14 protein-coding genes are annotated in these 15133 nt (G+C 70.2%); 3 read left to right on the top strand and 11 right to left on the bottom strand.

What is annotated here, in order from left to right:
• Positions 1–39: 39 nt before the first annotated feature.
• Positions 40–1692 carry a thiamine pyrophosphate-binding protein gene (locus tag OHA11_RS43155; protein ID WP_266506353.1) on the bottom strand — a complete coding sequence of 551 codons (1653 nt, stop codon included), beginning with the start codon at positions 1690–1692 and terminating at the stop codon, positions 40–42.
• The gene (locus tag OHA11_RS43150; protein ID WP_266506351.1) at positions 1689–2474 is read right to left on the bottom strand and encodes a cyclase family protein; all 786 of its coding nucleotides are present in this window, start codon (positions 2472–2474) and stop codon (positions 1689–1691) included. The genes OHA11_RS43155 and OHA11_RS43150 overlap by 4 nt, the downstream gene beginning before the upstream one ends.
• Positions 2475–2800: 326 nt before the next feature.
• Between OHA11_RS43150 and OHA11_RS43145 the strand changes: the two genes are divergently transcribed.
• Positions 2801–3151 (top strand): hypothetical protein, encoded by a 351-nt coding sequence (locus OHA11_RS43145; RefSeq protein WP_266506350.1) that lies wholly within the window; start codon positions 2801–2803, stop codon positions 3149–3151.
• Positions 3152–3188: 37 nt separating this feature from the next.
• Here OHA11_RS43145 and OHA11_RS43140 read toward each other — a convergent pair whose 3' ends face one another.
• The 5 genes from OHA11_RS43140 to OHA11_RS43120 all read right to left on the bottom strand — a co-directional run bounded on the left by OHA11_RS43140 (position 3189) and on the right by OHA11_RS43120 (position 8670).
• Complete coding sequence (locus OHA11_RS43140; RefSeq protein WP_266506348.1) at positions 3189–4352, bottom strand: MFS transporter; 1164 nt, start codon at positions 4350–4352, stop codon at positions 3189–3191.
• On the bottom strand, positions 4330–4935 hold the full coding sequence (locus OHA11_RS43135; protein WP_266506346.1) for a GNAT family N-acetyltransferase: 606 nt from the start codon (positions 4933–4935) through the stop codon (positions 4330–4332). The genes OHA11_RS43140 and OHA11_RS43135 overlap by 23 nt, the downstream gene beginning before the upstream one ends.
• Positions 4932–6155, bottom strand: a complete 1224-nt coding sequence (locus OHA11_RS43130) for a type III PLP-dependent enzyme (RefSeq protein WP_266507831.1) — start codon at positions 6153–6155, stop codon at positions 4932–4934. The genes OHA11_RS43135 and OHA11_RS43130 overlap by 4 nt, the downstream gene beginning before the upstream one ends.
• A gap of 101 nt (positions 6156–6256) precedes the next feature.
• The gene (locus tag OHA11_RS43125; protein ID WP_266506344.1) at positions 6257–7576 is read right to left on the bottom strand and encodes a DUF6271 family protein; all 1320 of its coding nucleotides are present in this window, start codon (positions 7574–7576) and stop codon (positions 6257–6259) included.
• Complete coding sequence (locus OHA11_RS43120; protein ID WP_266506342.1) at positions 7558–8670, bottom strand: phytanoyl-CoA dioxygenase family protein; 1113 nt, start codon at positions 8668–8670, stop codon at positions 7558–7560. Before OHA11_RS43120 ends, OHA11_RS43125 begins: the two co-directional genes overlap by 19 nt.
• A gap of 557 nt (positions 8671–9227) precedes the next feature.
• Here OHA11_RS43120 and OHA11_RS43115 point away from each other — a divergent pair.
• Positions 9228–10739 (top strand): glycoside hydrolase family 3 N-terminal domain-containing protein, encoded by a 1512-nt coding sequence (locus tag OHA11_RS43115; RefSeq protein ID WP_266506341.1) that lies wholly within the window; start codon positions 9228–9230, stop codon positions 10737–10739.
• Between the two features lie 115 nt (positions 10740–10854).
• Here the strand turns inward: OHA11_RS43115 and OHA11_RS43110 are convergent, their stop codons facing one another.
• Positions 10855–12030, bottom strand: a complete 1176-nt coding sequence (locus tag OHA11_RS43110; RefSeq protein ID WP_266506340.1) for an epoxide hydrolase family protein — start codon at positions 12028–12030, stop codon at positions 10855–10857.
• A 10-nt stretch (positions 12031–12040) separates the two neighbouring features.
• Entirely contained in the window at positions 12041–12481 is a 441-nt protein-coding gene (locus tag OHA11_RS43105; RefSeq protein WP_266506338.1) for a helix-turn-helix domain-containing protein, read from the bottom strand.
• 74 nt (positions 12482–12555) lie between these two features.
• On the opposite strand from OHA11_RS43105, the gene OHA11_RS43100 reads away from it, so the two are divergent.
• The gene (locus OHA11_RS43100) at positions 12556–13407 is read left to right on the top strand and encodes a class I SAM-dependent methyltransferase (protein WP_266506336.1); all 852 of its coding nucleotides are present in this window, start codon (positions 12556–12558) and stop codon (positions 13405–13407) included.
• Between the two features lie 52 nt (positions 13408–13459).
• Here OHA11_RS43100 and OHA11_RS43095 read toward each other — a convergent pair whose 3' ends face one another.
• Both OHA11_RS43095 and OHA11_RS43090 read right to left on the bottom strand, forming a co-directional pair.
• The gene (locus OHA11_RS43095) at positions 13460–14377 is read right to left on the bottom strand and encodes an expansin EXLX1 family cellulose-binding protein (protein WP_266506335.1); all 918 of its coding nucleotides are present in this window, start codon (positions 14375–14377) and stop codon (positions 13460–13462) included.
• A gap of 105 nt (positions 14378–14482) precedes the next feature.
• Positions 14483–14986 (bottom strand): hypothetical protein, encoded by a 504-nt coding sequence (locus OHA11_RS43090; RefSeq protein ID WP_266506334.1) that lies wholly within the window; start codon positions 14984–14986, stop codon positions 14483–14485.
• Between the last annotated feature and the right edge of the window lie 147 nt (positions 14987–15133).

The raw sequence follows: 15133 nt of genomic DNA, 5'->3' as shown, positions 1-15133 counted from the left end.
CCTGTCGCGGCACCGGGAACCTCCTTCCCTCGCCCTCGCTCAATGTCCCCGGAACGCCTCCTCCAGCCACCAGGCTCCTCGGTCCGCGACCACCTTGGCGTCGATGAGCAGGGGCGCGGACCGGGGCCCCGCGAGCCAGGCCTCGACGGCCTTCAGATCCGCACGCGTGCGTACGGTCGCCGCCTCGAAGCCGTACCCCCTGGCCACGGCGGCGATGTCCGTCGGCGGGAACTCGACCGTGTCCAGCGGGTGTCCGTCCGGCCCGAAGTGGTGCACCTCCGCCCCGTAGGCGTCGTCGTTGTACACGACGACCACCATCGGCAGCCCGAGCCTGCGTACGGTGTCGAGTTCCGCGGCGCCCATCATGGCGCCGCCGTCCCCGAGCGCGGCCACGGGGAGCCGGTCCGGCCGCGCCAGTGCCGCGCCGATCGCGGTCGCAAGGCCCAGGCCGATCGACTGGAACGCCTGGGTGAAGCACAGGCCGTTCTCGTCCGGCACCGACAGGTACATGCTCGGGTAGCCCATGAAGTTCCCGGAGTCCACGCCGATCACCCGCTCCGCGGGGAGGAGGTCGTCGAGCGCGATGCTCAGGGTGCGCGGGTCGATCCGATCGCCGCTGCTCGTGTCCTCGTACGGCACATCCCGCCAGCGCACTCGTGCGGCGATGGCGGCGGCGAGGTCGGGAGTCCGCCAGCCCTGCTGGTCGTCCTGCCTCGCCGCACCTGCCCTCTCCCGTACACGCCGGGCCGTGAGTTCCACGTCGCCGGTGACCCCGAGTGCCACCTCCCGATGCGCGCCGAGCGCCGACGACTCGTCGTCGACCTGAACGACGGTGGTGTCCGGACCGATCAGCCGGCCGTGCCGCATGGTCCACATGTTGAGCGCGCAGCCCCAGCCGACGATCAGGTCGGCGCCCTGGATCAGTTCGGCCGCCAGGGGTGACGCGAAGCCTCCGGACACGTCGAGCGACCACGGATCGCCGTGGAACAGGCCGCAGGCGACGGCCGAGGTCGCCAGCAGCGCTCCGTGGCGTTCGGCGAGCGCCGTCAGGGCGTCACGGCAGCCGGGCGAGCGCGCTCCCCGGCCTGCCACGAAGACCGGCCGCCGGGACCTCTCCAGCACCCGCGCCAGCGCCTCCACGTCGGCCAACTCCGGCTCCACCGGGGCCCGTTGGGGCGGCGCCACGGCGAGCATCCACTCGTCATCGGGTGCGTCGAGGGCTTGTACACCCAGCGGGAGGTTGAGCAGTACCGTCCGCCGCTCGCACACGGCTCGTCGAACGGCGTCGAGGGCTTGCGTGACCGCGTCCTCCGCCGACGTCACGCGTGCCGTCACCGCGCCCACCGAGCGCGCCAACGCCTCCTGGTCGACGTAGAAGTTGGACCGCGGCTCGGTCACCTCGGCCGCCAGCACGAGCAGCGGCGTACGGCTCTTGGCCGCCTCGGCGATGCCGGTCATGGCGTTCGTCAGGCCGGGGCCCTGGTGGACGCTCAGCGCGGCCACCGTGCCGCTGGTCCGGGCGTACGCGTCGGCCATGGTCGCCGCGCCGCCTTCATGACGTGCGGCCACGAACCGCGAACCCGCCGCGACCATGGCGTTGGTGAGATGGAAGTTGCCCGAGCCGACCACGCCGAAGACCTGGCCGACCCCGGCCGCGGACAGCGCCCGCCCGACGGCCTCGGCGACCTTCACGAACGTTCCACCAGTGCCAGCACCCGGGCGGGTGAGCCGGACCCCGTGACGATCGGCAACGGTCCCGCGATGACGACGCAGCCGGTCGCCGGCAGTGCCGCCAGGTTCCGCAACTGGGTCAGCCCGTACTTGTCGCTGCCCATGAGGTAGGAGTGACACGGGAAGACCGGGTCGAACGAGTGCGCCCCACCGGCGTCGGTGCCCACCGTCTCGACGCCGAGGCCCACGACGGGCGACTCCTTCGCCACCCAACGGGCGCATTCCGCCGACAGGCCAGGGGTGTGCGAGCCGTTCTCGTCCTCGTTGAGAAACGTCTCCCGCGTCTGCGAGCGCGCGTCCCAGCCGGTACGCAGCAACAGCCAGCCGCCGTCGGGCAGCGGCCCGTGCTCCGCCTCCCACGCCTTCACGTGATCCACCTCCACGAGGAAGTCGGGGTTCTGAGCCGCCTCCGCGGTGAAGTCCAGCACGGCGCCCGGTCCGACCAGCCGGTTCACCGGTACGGACGCCACGTCGGCGAGGTCCTTGCCGGTCACCCAGTGATTCGGGGCGTCGAAGTGGGTGCCGGTGTGCTCGCCGCTGCGGAAGTTGTTCCAGTACCAGGCAGGCCCCCGGTCGTCGTATCTGCTGATCTCCTCCAGTTCGAACACCGCCGTCTGGCCGAACTCGGGCGGCAACGGGAGCACAGGTGTCGACGACGACAACGGCGACGTGAGGTCGACGACTTCGATCGACCCGCTGCGCAGCGCGGACACCAGCGAAGCGAGGACGGACGGCTCGGGCATGAAGGCCTCCTGACACGACGCGGAACTGACAGCATGGCACCCGGGCCGCAATCGACGGACGACAGGCGACAGGCGGGTACACGGTGTTCGGTGGGCGTACAGCCGCGAGGGCGGCGTCGGTGTTCGCGATCGGGGTACTGGTTCTGACCGGCTGCGCCTCCGGGTCGGGCGACGATTCGGCGGATCCACCGGATGCGACGGGAACGGCGAGCAGCACCACGACCCCTACCTCCACGTCGTCGTCGCAGCCGGTCTCGCCCACGCCCTCCCCGTCGGTGTCGGCTTCGGGCTCAGGTTCGGCTTCGGGTTCGAGGAGCCCATCGCCGGTGCCCGTCACCGGGCCGGATCAGAAGCTGGTGACCATGACGGTCAGCGGCGGTTTCGCGGGGGTCGACCAGCAGGTGATTCTCCGGGGCGACGGCAGAGTCCAAGCGGTCGACAAGGGCGAGCCCGTGGTGCGCCGTACGAGCGCGGCCCAGTTCACGGAACTGCGCACGCTGCTCGGAGATTCGGCACTCGACGACGTCCCCGACGTCACGATCGACACGGGGGCGTCCGACCTGTTCCAGTACACGCTGCGGTTCGACGGCCGCACGGTCAAGACGGACCGCTCCACCGTCCGGCCCCCACTCGACCGCCTCATCGACGCCCTCGGCGAATGGCTCCCGGGGCAGTGACCCGGCGGCCGAGCAAGGCTGCACGGCACGGCACGGTTCAGCCGTTCACCGGTGTCCAGCGGATCTGCGTGCTGCACAGGGACACGGCTACCGCCGCGGCGGCGACCACTCCCAGCCCCCACACCAGGCTGCTGGCATTCGCCACGAAACCGATGAACGGCGGGCCGGCCAGCAGACCCGTCGTTCCCGTGGCGGCGACGAGAGCCAGCGCGTCCGGGCCCTGTTTGGCCGCGGCCACGTAGACGCACGGCGTCACGGCCGCACATCCGAGTCCGACACAGGCGAACCCGATGAGGGCAGGCACCACTCCCCCGCTCACCAGGGCGAACGCCAGTCCGGCGGCGGCCAGTGCGCTGCCGAGGAGAACCACGCGTCCGTCGCCGTAGCGGCTGCGCCAGCCGTCGGCGAAGAGGCGGGCCACGACCATCATTCCCGACACCACGGCGATACCCATGGGCGCCAGTTCCGCCGACGCCTTGGCCACGTCCTTCATGTAGAGGGCGGACCAGTCGTTCATGGCACCCTCGGTCACGGTGCCGAACGCCATGGCGCAGCACATCCACAGCGTCATGCGCGACGGAAGGTTCCATCCGCCGCCGGTCTTGCGTTCCTTCTCCGTGGCAGGCTCGTCGTCGGTGAGGAGACCGGGCCGCGCGGCGGCGGCCAGCAGGACGAGGACCACGGCCGCCACGCCGAAGTGCGCCATGACCGACGAGGTCGCCGCGTTCATGCCGGAGGCGAGCAGCGCCGCGAGCAGGGAGCCGGCGCTGAAGGTCGCGTGCAGCCTGGCCATGGCGTTGCGTTCGTGCCGTGTCTCAAGTGCTGCTCCCTGCGCGTTCATGGCGACGTTCAGGCATCCCACGAAGACGCCGTCGACACACATGACCAGCAGGGCGACCGGATAGTTCGGCGCCGCGGCCAGTGCCAGGAGCAGGAGCGTCAGGCAGAGGGCCGACAGGAGTGCGAGCCGCGCCGAACCCAACCGCTTCAGGAGCACCGGGACCAGGGGGAACGAGGCCACCGCGCCGATCCCCGCCGCCATCAGCAGCACACCCACCTCGGCCGCGGTCAGGGCGAGGTCCGCCTTGATGGCGGGGATCCGCGCGGCCCAGGTGGCGTACTGGAAACCGAGGGAGCAGAACAGTGCGGCGATGGCCAACTGGCCGCGGACAAAGGGGTCATGGACATGGGACACGCACATCAGCTCGCTTCGTGGGGACGGAGGGGCCGCCCGGCACCACGCCGGTCGGCTCAGGCTGTGCGCCCAGGTCGGTCGGCACCGCCTTGGACATGTAGACGGCGTTCGTGCCGTAACCGCCGGGAGAGATCCCCGGGTACGCGGTGAACCCGCGCGCCGACCAGAACGAGTCGCTGCGGCCGACGGCGATCAGCGAGATCCGTTGGTACCCGCGCGACCGGGCCGTCAGGGTGAGGTGGTGAAGAAGCCTCTTCGCCAGTCCCCTGCCGCGCAGGCCCTCGGTGACGGCGATGTCGTGCAGGTGCAGATTGCGAGGGTCGGGCGCGGGGTCCGGCGGGTTCATCGCCTCCTCGGGCCGCGCCAGGTCCGGGTACCGGAAGGCGGGACAGGGCAACGCCAGCAGGTACCCGGCCGGACCGGACCCGACGTCCACGACGAAGCACGTACTCGGTGAGACGTCCGCCCTGGACCGCAGCGCCGTACGCCCCTCCGACAGGCCGAGTCCGGCGTAGGCGCGGGACTCGATGGCCACGATGCCGTCCCAGTCGGCGTCGGTGATGTGGCGTATGTGTACGACGTCACTCACGGGCGACCCGCCTTCGTCCAGGTGTACGGGAGCGGATCGAAACCGTTGAAGCCGCGGGTCATGTAACTGATCGCGTAGGCACCGCTGGACATCACCCAGACCGGATCCCCCGACGCCAGGTCCTTGGGTACCTGGACGAGACCGCCGTGTTCGTGGAGGTACGCGTCGTCGCTGTCGCAGGTGGGACCCGCCACGACGGCGGGGACGCACTCGGCATCGCGGTGCGTGGGGAACACGAGCCGGTACTGCAGCGCGTCCATCTCGTAGAGGCCGTTGAACTTGCCGCAGCTCAGGTAGAGCCAGTGCTGGCGCTCGCCGCTCGGTCCCCGCCGCTCGGACAGCCGGGCCACATGGGCCCGGATGGCTCCGTGGTCGGCGACCAGATGACGCCCGGGCTCCATGACGAACTGAAGGTGGTCGCCGTGAACATCTCGGAGGTACCGCATTCCCTCGCGGATCACGGCGAAGATCTTGTCCATCGGCGGATCCAGGGGGTTGCCGAACCTGTCGAGACAGCCGAGCGCCGGAAGACCGCCGCCGAGGTTGACGTGGTCCAGGGTCATCCCGCGCCGGCCCAGGAGGGTGAGGACGTCCGCCAGCGAATCGACGGCGCTGTGCCAGGCGTCCGCCGTCATCTGCTGGGAACCGACGTGCACGGACAGGCCCGAGGGTGTCAGTCCCAGGTCACGCGCCGCCTCCAGCACCCGTACCGCGTCGGCGGGCGGGCAGCCGAACTTGTTGCTGAGGCCCCACAGGGCCCCTTCGCCGCTGGTCGTCAGCCTGCAGAACACCCGGGCTCCCGGCGCGTGGGCCGCGATCGCCGCCACGTCCTCCAGACTGTCGGTCACGAAGTCCCTGACGCCGAGACGATGGGCCTCGGCGATGTCCCGGTCGGACTTGATGGTGTTGCCGTAGTGCACGCGCTCGACCGGAACCCCCGCCCGCAGCGCCTGCTCCAGTTCACGCGGGCTCGCCCCGTCCACTCCGGCGCCCCTCCGCGCCAGGCACCTGAGCACCTCGTCCACCGGGCATGCCTTCATCGCGAACCGCACGTGGACTCCGGGCAGTTCGCGCCGCAGCGTCTCGTAGCCGTTCTCGATCCCGGTCAGGTCGAAGACGATCCGGTCCTCGTCGGCGGCGGCCAGCGCGGCGAGCAGGGCCGCGGACTCATGTGTTGCGGACCCATGTGGTGGAGACCCATGTGTCGCCGACCCGTGCATTGCCGACACGTGCGTTGCGGACCCATGTGGTGCCGACCCATGTGTTGCCGACCCATGTGTTGCGGACTCGTGCGTTGCGGACTCGTGCGTTGTGGCCGCTCTCACCCCGGCCGCCCCGCAGATACGTGTACGGGGGTGCGCCGGGCCGCGCCCACCAGCGGCTCCCATGCCTCGACCAGGAGGGCGAAGTCCTCGATGTCGCTGCGCGCTTCGTCGAGGAGACGTTCGCGGCGGGTCGCCAGGAAGTCGGCGAACTCGGCGTACGCACCGCCCAGTTTCCGGTACGCGGCGTCGAGGATGTCCAACCGCTGGACGTTCTCACCGCGGTCGAGCCCCGTGCTCTCTCGCACCAGCCGCGCGACGACGGGCGCGCGCACCTGTCCCCGGTCGTCGAGCAGCGCCGGGCCCGCCTCGGCCAGCCCGTCGTAGACGACGTTGAAGTAGAGCATCGACAGCAGGAATTTGACGTAGCGCGTCTGGTACGCCGTGAAGCCGGAGTCGGTGCGGCGTTCGCCGGTGTAGAAGTTCACGATGTTCCGGTTGTGCAGCACACCGGGCAGCGCGGCGTCGTGGACCAGGTGGATCAGGAAGTAGTCGCTGCCGATCGTGTCGGTGGCGGGTGGCAGCGGCGCGTGTTCGTGCACGCCGTGGAAGCTGATGTTGCACATGTCCACGCGCATGGGGTCGACCAGGGCCAGCGTCGAGCGGTCCCGGACGAACGTGTCCGCGCCCGCCCCCTTGAACGACTCGTCGACGAGCTGCTTCTTCTCCTCGTCGGACCAGTGGACGGGCGCCCACAGGCTGACCACGTCGTAGTAGACGTCTGGGTCGATCCGGAGGATCTCGCCGATGTCCACGGACAGTTCACCCACGAAGGAGCTGCCCACCATCGCGACCCGTTTGTCCGCGTGTCGCGCGGCCAGCGCGTTCTCGGTGACGTCGTGCGCGACGTCGGCCGCGCGTCTGCCGAGCGCCGTGAGTTCGTGGTGAATGGGGAAGACGGTCTCGCCGTTCACGACCTGGTACCGGCTGTCGGAGTCCCTGCGGTGCACGGACTCGCAGCCGAGCGCGATGCCTATGAGAAAGGCGCGGTTGGTGCAGGCGCCGTAGGAAAGGCCCGCGGGGAGCATCAGTTCCAGCAGGAGGTCGGGTTTAGTCGTATCGGCCCGGCCGATCGCCCGTTGGAGGAAGTCCCGCTGCCGCGCCTCGTCGAGGTGGTGTACGACGATGCGCGCGCCGGCGGGCAGCCGCCGCACGGTCTCAGCGTGTTCCGCGTAGGCGGGCGGGTCGCAGGAGTCGAGGATCAGCAGATGGACCTCGGTGTCGAAGTGCTCGGCCGCGTAGGCCGCTTCCTCACCGATGGCCTCGATCGTCGCGGAGCACGGCCTGTTGGTGGGAAGGGTCAGACATATTCTGCGCATGCCGCTTCTCCGACCGGCTCGTCCGATTCCGCCAGTTCCACCAGGTCCGCCACGTCTGCCAGGTCCGCCGCGTCCGCACCGTTCCAGGACGCGAGGCCCAGCAACTTGGCGCCCAGGTCGCTGAGTTCGGCCCTGCCGTACCTCAGGGATTCGTGCCGCACGGCGTCGCCGAGCAGGGTCGCGTTCCAGTCCGGAGTACTGAGCGTGCGCCACGAGTCGACCCGTGAACGTCGGAGTGCCTCGTGCGTCTCCAGCGCCGGCATCATCGACAGGTACTGCACCGCCCGCACGCCGTTCCGGTCGGAGGTGTTGGGGGCGACTCCGTGTGCCAGCAGGCCGTTGAAGATCAGCAGGTCACCGGCCTGGAGCTCCGGTCGTACGACGGGGAACTCGGCCCTGTCGATCCTGGGCCGGATCGGGTCACGGTCGTCCGGCTGGAGCGCCTTCCACCGGTCCAGCCCGCGGAACAGCTCGGGGCAGCACTGGAAGCCGCCGAGTTCCGGACTGGTGTCGTTGAGCGCGATGATCCCCTGGACCCGCTGCGGCGGTATGCCGAACGTGGTGTCGACATCCCAGTGCAGCTCGATGTCGAACCCTTCGTCCGTACGAGGGATCAGGGCCCGGTCGCGGTTCTTGATGTTGGGCGGGTTCAGGTTGAGCCGGTCGAGGGTCACCCACAGCTCTTCGCAGTCCCACACGTCGACGAACGCGTCGTAGACCCGCCGCATCTGGCGGCTGTCCCAGAGGAGTTGGTGATGGTAGGCCTCGACGAAGCCGTAGATGTGCAGGTCCCGGTCCAGATCCGAGCGGTACTCGCGGTCCTCGTACCAGGTGTCCGGGCGATCGGGGTCGAGCCCTTGGAAGTCCCAGGTGAAGTCCAGCAGGCTGCGGGCAGCCGAGGCGGGGACGGCCTGCTTCACCACGACGTAGCCGTAGGTCTGCCATGAGGCGAAGTCCTCTTCGGACAGCACCCTGAGCGGGACGGTCTTCTTCAGGTCGCGCAGCGGGGTCTGCGCCAGATAGGTCTCGCCGTCCGCGCTGAAGTAGGGCACGCGAGAAGCGGCTCGATGGAGATAGTGGTCGGGCATGGGCATGCAGTTGCTCCGGGCCTCGGGCTGCGCCGTCGACGGACGTGTCGACGGGGACGGAAACGCGGTCACCGGTGGCTTGCGGCACGTGAATCGCGTGGATCCGGACGGGCGGCGGTCTGCGCACCGCCCGTCCGGACGCGCACCGGCGCCGTGCGCAGGCGCCACAAGCGGCGCACGTCACACGGCAGGAAGAGAGAAGGTCGGCCTACAGGGTCACTGCATCGAGTGCCGCGCCAGTCCCCCCCTGAACTCGCGTGGGCCTAACTTGGACTAGACCAACTCGCCATGTCAAACAGGTCGTTGCCCGCATGTCGCCCCCAAAGCACCTACATCCAGGGCCGGTTGAGAGCGAGCGAAAACGCGGTCACCTCGCACAACGGACCTCAGGGCACGACTGGCGCCGACCCGCGCCCCCTTGACACGGGCGGCTAGCCTGAGCGAAAACCCATTGGTCTGAACCAAGTCTTTACCGTGGTCTGTACCAAATCGGTGCCGTGTGTCGGTGCGCCGCGTCGGCGGCGCGGAAACGCGGGGCCCTACCCGAAAGGCGGACGCACGCGATGGTCTCCAGCAAGCACAGCAAGGAGTCGCACCGGCTGGCGCTCTCCGTCCTGCAGCCGGGGTTCGTGGGCACCGAGGCACCGGACTGGGTTCTGCGCGAGATCGGCGACGGACTCGCATCCGTGGTCCTCTTCTCCCGCAACATCGTCTCGCTGGACCAGGTCGCCCGGCTGACCGGCCAACTGCGCGCGGAAAACCCTGAGTTGATCATCGCCATCGACGAGGAGGCCGGCGACGTCACCCGTATCGAGTCCGCGACCGGCTCCACCCGGCCGGGCAACTTCGCCCTCGGAACCGTCGACGACACGGAACTGACCGAGTCCGTCGCCGCCGACCTGGGCCGCCAGCTGCGCGCCGTCGGCGTGAGCCTCGACTACGCGCCCAGCGCGGACGTCAACTCCAACCCCGACAACCCGATCATCGGGGTCAGGTCCTTCGGCGTCGACCCGAAGGTGGTGTCCCGGCACACCGCGGCGTGGATCCGCGGGCTTCAGTCGGCCGGGGTCGCCGCCTGTGCCAAGCACTTCCCCGGCCACGGCGATGTCGCCGTCGACTCCCACCACGGCCTGCCCACCTACGGTGCCGACCGTGAGGAGATCGCCGCCCAGGCCCTGCCGCCGTTCCGAGCCGCCGTGGACGCGGGGGTTCGCGCGGTGATGAGCGGCCACCTCCTGGTCCCCGCGTACGATCCCGAGCTGCCCGCCACGCTCAGCCCGCGCATCCTGGGCGATCTGCTCCGAGGGGAGCTCGGGTTCGAGGGCATGACCGTCACCGACGCCATCGAGATGGGTGCCGTCGCCGACCGCTACGGAATCGACGGCGCCACGGTGAAGGCCGTCATCGCCGGTGCCGACGCGGTCTGCGTCGGCGGCGAGAACGCCGAGGAGGCCACCGTCGGCCTGCTCGCCGGCGCTCTCGTCGACGCCGTGGCCCGCGGAGGCCTCACGCGGGAGCGACTTGAGGAGGCGGCCGGGCGCGTACGGTCGTTCGCGGCCTGGTCGGCCGGTCTGGCCCAGGCAGACAGTGTCGACACGATCAGCGGTGACATCGGCTTCGCGGCCGCCCGCCGCGCGATCCGGCTGGCCGGAGCGGTTCGGGACGCCCTGCCCCTGTCCGCCGCGCCGCACGTGGTGGAGTTCGTGGCCGCCACCAACCTGGCCATCGGCAAGGAGACCCCGTGGGGCGTCGCCGCCCCGCTGAGCGAGCGACTGCCCGGCACGACCACCGTCCGGGTGCAGAACCACGAACTGCACTCGCGCAGCGCCGCCCTGGAGGCCTGCGTGCTGGAACCGGCCACAGGACGGCCCTTGGTCCTCGTCGTCCGGGACGCCTCCCGGCACGAGTGGATGGCCCGCGCCCTCGGAGACCTCCTCGCGGCGCGTCCCGACGCGATCGTCGTGGAGATGGGTCTGCCGGGCGCCGCTGTCCCGGCAGCAGTACAGATCTTCACGCACGGCGCCACCGCCGCCTCCGGAGTGGCCGCCGCGGAGGTGCTGGTCGGCGCCCGGTAGGCCGAGAGCCCCGGGGGCTCGGGTTCGTCCGAACGCCGATCAAGACAGACCGAGTACGAGACCTCCCTGCCGGGCCCGCGAGGCCGCTTGGCCCGGTGGCCTCGTGGCCTCGCCCTCAGTCCGTTGCCGCCGTGCGGAAGGGGCGGAAGAACGCACGCACCTCTTCCGCGTAGAGCTCGGGTTCCTCGAACGGTGCGAAGTGGCCGCCGCGCGGGGGTTCGGTCACGCGTACGGCGTTCGTCGTGCGTTCGAGCCAGGCCCGCGGTGGGCGGACGACGTCGCCGCGGAAGAGCGAGAATCCGGACGGCACCTCGACCCGGCGGGCGAGTTGCCCGGGCGGGATCGCCGCGTTCGCGCGGTACATGCGCATCGACGAGCCGATCGTCCCCGTGAGCCAGTAGAGCATCACGTTCGTGAGGATCTCGTCCTTCGTGAAGCTCCGCTCGATGTCGCCGTCGCAGTCGCTCCACGCCCGGAGCTTCTCGACGATCCACGCGGCGAGGCCGGCCGGCGAGTCGGTGAGCCCGAAGGCGGCGGTCTGGGGCTTTGTGCGGTGCATGGCACCGTAGGCACCTTCGGCCGCGCCCCAGGCCGTGACGTCCTCGATCCATGCGCGTTCCTCCGGCGCGAGGTCCGCCGGATCGCCGGTGAGGACGGGCAGGCCCGCGTCCATGCGGTGGACGGCCACGACCCGGTCGGGGTGGTCGAGTGCGAGGTAGCGGCTCACGTGGCTGCCCATGTCCCCGCCCGCCGCACCGAACCGCGCGTAGCCGAGGACATGCATGAGCTCGGCCCACAGTCCGGCGACGGCGATGGAGTCGAGTGGCGCGCCGGTGGGGCGGTCGGAGTACCCGTAGCCCGGCATGTCGGGCACGACCACGTCGAACGCGTCGGCGGGGTCGGCACCGTGCGCGCCGGGATCGGTGAGGAGCGGGATGACCTTCGTGTAGCGCCAGAACGAGTCCGGCCAGCCGTGGCTGAGGACGAGCGGCAGGACTGGCCCGGTCGGCGCGACGGCCCGGGCGTGTACGAAGTGGATACCCAGGCCACCGAGCGGGACGCGGAAACGGGGCAGCCGGGCGAGCGCCGCCTCCTGCGCCGGCCAGTCGAACCCGTCCGCCCAGTAGGCGACGAGCTCGCGCAGGTAGGCGACGTCGGTCCCGAGGGACCACCCGGCGTCCTCGGGCGCATCCGGCCAGCGCGTCGCGCGCAACCGCGCCCGGAGGTCCGCAAGCACCGCCGGCTCTGTCTGTGACGCGAACGGTTCGGGGCGGGGCGGGGCGTCTGACATGGGAAGCATCCTACAAACCGGGGCCCGTCCGGGGCCGGTGACGGGGCGGGACCGCGACACCGCCGGACGCGGCGGCCTTGAGGAGGCGGCGAAAGGTGGAGCATTCCATGTGGCTCGGCGCGGGGCACGCGGCGGCATGCCGCAGGGAGTCGCGCAGGACGCCGAGTTCGCGGATGGTCCTGTCCAACTCCTCCGCCTTGGACACAAGCACTTGCCGGTCTATGCGCGGCTGCCCGTCCGGCGCGAACATGCGCGCGATCTCCTCCAGCGAGAATCCGGCGGTACGCCCCAACGCGATCAGCGCCAGACGTTCAAGTACGCCGGGATCGTACTGACGGCGCAGCCCCCGCCTGCCGATCGGGGCGATCAGCCCCTTTTCCTCGTAGAACCGCAGCGTCGAAGCGGGAACCCCGGCGCGGTGCGCCACCTCGGAGATGTCCAGGTCTGTCATTCTCTTGACCTCAAGTCGACTTGAAGTAGCACGCTTTCACCTGGGACCGACGAAGGCAAGCACAGGAGACGGACATGGACGCCACCCGCAAGACCGACGACGAACAGGCGGCCCGTTGGAACGGACCCGCCGCCCATGCCTGGGTCGAGGCCCAGCCAGTACTGGACGAGTTGTTGCGGCCCTTCGAAGACCTTCTCGTCGAAGAGGTGTCCGCCGAGAGCGGAGGCCATGTGCTCGACGTCGGCTGTGGCACGGGCAGCACCACACTGGCCGTCGCGCGGCGGCTCGGTCCGGCGGGCAGCTGCGTGGGCATCGACATTTCGGAACCGATGATCGCCGCCGCCCGGGCACGCGCCGAGCGGGAAGGCACGCGGGCCGAGTTCATCTGTGCCGACGCGCAGGATGAGCCGCTCGGGCCCGCCGCCTTCGACGCCATCATTTCGCGCTTCGGCGTCATGTTCTTCAACGACTCCGTCCGAGCCTTCTCGAACCTACGGCGTGCCGCGAAGGACGAGGGCGAGCTGCGGTTCCTCGTGTGGCGCGGCCCCGCGGAGAATCCGTTCATGACGACGGCCGAACGCGCCGCGGCGCCGTTCCTGCCGAACCTTCCCGCCCGCCGACCGGACGAGCCGGGGCAGTTCGCCTTCGCCGACCCGGACAGGATCGAGCGCATCCTGGCGGAGAGCGGCTGGGCCGGGATCGACATCCGCCCGATCGACGTGGCCTGCACCCTCCCCGAGCGGGAACTGGTCGGCTACTTCACCCGGCTCGGTCCACTCGGCCTGGTCCTGCGCGAGGCGGACGAGCAGACACGCGCGCAGATCATCGAAACGGTCCGCGCCGCCTTCGACCGCTTCGTACAGGGCACGGAAGTCCGCTTCACCGCGGCCTGTTGGATGGTCGGCGCCCGCGCATCGTCCACGTAGACCGGACCGACGAACACGGAATCCGGAACCCGGAATATGGCCCTTCCCAGGGTCAGCGCTTGGCGAACTGGACCCGGGTCGACTGCACGGCGTCCGGCGTCAGCGCGATCCCTGTGACCGTGAGCTGTTCGCCGAAGATGTCGGTGATCCTGATCTCGCCGCCGCACCCGCTGCCGCCGTCGGAGATGAAGTAGTTGTAGTCGGTGCGCGGCAGTTGACGCCAACCGCTACCGGCGCGGACTTCGAGCCGGGCCACCGGATTACGGTGGCCGATCACCTGGACGCCGCACCAATAGCGCGAGGACCCGGACTTGTACCGGACCGAGATCGTGTCGGCGGCACTGGGGCTCAGCAGCGTCCAGGTGATCGGGATCTCGCCGAGCGAGGGCGGGGCGAGTTTCGCGAAGGCCTGTGCGCTGAGGTCGATGTGACCGGGTGCGCATTCTCCTGGGCATTCGTTGGTGATGCGGACCGTGATGGAGGCCCCGTTGGCCGCGCGAACGCGTACGTACGCCCCGCACGCCTTGGCGGATTCGTAGTCCGTGTGGTTCATCGCCGCGGTCATGACGTCACCGCTCGCGTCGTACAGGCAGGCGCCCGTACCGTCCGAGTCGTAGAAGGTGGCGACTCCTCGGTAGGTGACGCCGGGCCGTATACGTCCCGCCAACGGCGCGGCGGCAGACCCGGATTGCGGGGTGTCCGCGGCCGAAGACTTCGCCGGCGCGGTGGTCGCACGAGCGGACTCTCTGCGCGGGGTGCCTTTGGCCGACGGAGTCGCCGTGCCGTCGGTCGCGCTGAGGGACGTAGTCGGGGACGGCCCCGTCGCGGGCGGGACACCCGCCTGGGTGCCGCCGACGGGCGCGGCCTCGGCGGGCCCGGAGTCGGCCTCGTGGTCAAGGAGGAATCCCACGACCAAGGAGACGACGATGAGCGCCGAGGCCGCCGCGATGAACAGCCACCGTCTGTGCACCGGACCTCCTTGACGAGCGCCACCTGTCACTGTGGGCGACAGGCGCAGCGATCGTGCCAGACCCGGAGCAGGGCGGCAAGGCTGAGTCGTGGCGGCCCTGTCCCGTCAGATGTACGTCCAGCGCCAAGCGTTCGAGCTGTACGCGCACTTGATCTTCGTACCGTCGGCGGTGGTGGTGTCGGCCCCGTGGTCGCTGTTCCGGCAGAACTGTCCCGCCGAGTAGCAGTTCCCCGAGTTGGAGACGATCGAGCACGTGCCGGTGCTGTCCTGGCCACCACCGTCGCTGTCACTGTCGCTGCCGCTGTCGGCGGCCACGGCGGCCGCGGTCGTGGTGACGGTGACCGTGGGGCGGGGCTGCGCCTTGGCCTTGACGGTTTCAGTAACTGTCGGGCCGGGCTCGGGAGTTGCCGTCACGGTCGCGGTAATGGTCGTTGCGGGCTCGACTCTGGCCTCGACGGGTTCTTGCCCGCCGTTCCCGGTCGCCGCGATGAGCGCACCCGCGATGAACAGGCCAGAGCCGCCGATCCACACCTGAGCGCGCTTGCGAAGGGGACGGGTGTCGGGCGGGCGTGGCGTCGGCGGAGTGGGTGTGGTGTACGGGTTGGCCATTTCGTCCCCCAGGGCGTTTTCGGGTGAAGTGACCGTAGTGCCCAAGGGGAGCAAAAGCGGAGGCCATGTGAAATAAGTGGCTGTTCTGTGACCAACGTCCCGGCGGTGATAGGTCAAGTGGCCGATGCACCATCAAGTTAGGCTGGC

Origin of the sequence: Streptomyces sp. NBC_00878, from assembly GCF_026341515.1 — a bacterium.
Lineage (GTDB): Bacteria > Actinomycetota > Actinomycetes > Streptomycetales > Streptomycetaceae > Streptomyces.
Note: the sequence above shows the minus strand (reverse complement) of the source record. Positions and strands in the feature narration are given on the sequence as shown.

Excerpts from the sequence above, each read along its gene's own strand:
- OHA11_RS43150 (WP_266506351.1), bottom strand. The coding sequence starts at position 2,474 with ATGCCCGAGCCGTCCGTCCTCGCTTCGCTGGTGTCCGCGCTGCGCAGC.
- OHA11_RS43140 (WP_266506348.1), bottom strand. The coding sequence starts at position 4,352 with ATGTGCGTGTCCCATGTCCATGACCCCTTTGTCCGCGGCCAGTTGGCC.
- OHA11_RS43130 (WP_266507831.1), bottom strand. The coding sequence starts at position 6,155 with ATGCACGGGTCGGCGACACATGGGTCTCCACCACATGGGTCCGCAACA.
- OHA11_RS43125 (WP_266506344.1), bottom strand. The coding sequence starts at position 7,576 with ATGCGCAGAATATGTCTGACCCTTCCCACCAACAGGCCGTGCTCCGCG.
- OHA11_RS43120 (WP_266506342.1), bottom strand. The coding sequence starts at position 8,670 with ATGCCCATGCCCGACCACTATCTCCATCGAGCCGCTTCTCGCGTGCCC.
- OHA11_RS43115 (WP_266506341.1), top strand. The coding sequence starts at position 9,228 with ATGGTCTCCAGCAAGCACAGCAAGGAGTCGCACCGGCTGGCGCTCTCC.
- OHA11_RS43110 (WP_266506340.1), bottom strand. The coding sequence starts at position 12,030 with ATGTCAGACGCCCCGCCCCGCCCCGAACCGTTCGCGTCACAGACAGAG.
- OHA11_RS43105 (WP_266506338.1), bottom strand. The coding sequence starts at position 12,481 with ATGACAGACCTGGACATCTCCGAGGTGGCGCACCGCGCCGGGGTTCCC.
- OHA11_RS43100 (WP_266506336.1), top strand. The coding sequence starts at position 12,556 with ATGGACGCCACCCGCAAGACCGACGACGAACAGGCGGCCCGTTGGAAC.
- OHA11_RS43090 (WP_266506334.1), bottom strand. The coding sequence starts at position 14,986 with ATGGCCAACCCGTACACCACACCCACTCCGCCGACGCCACGCCCGCCC.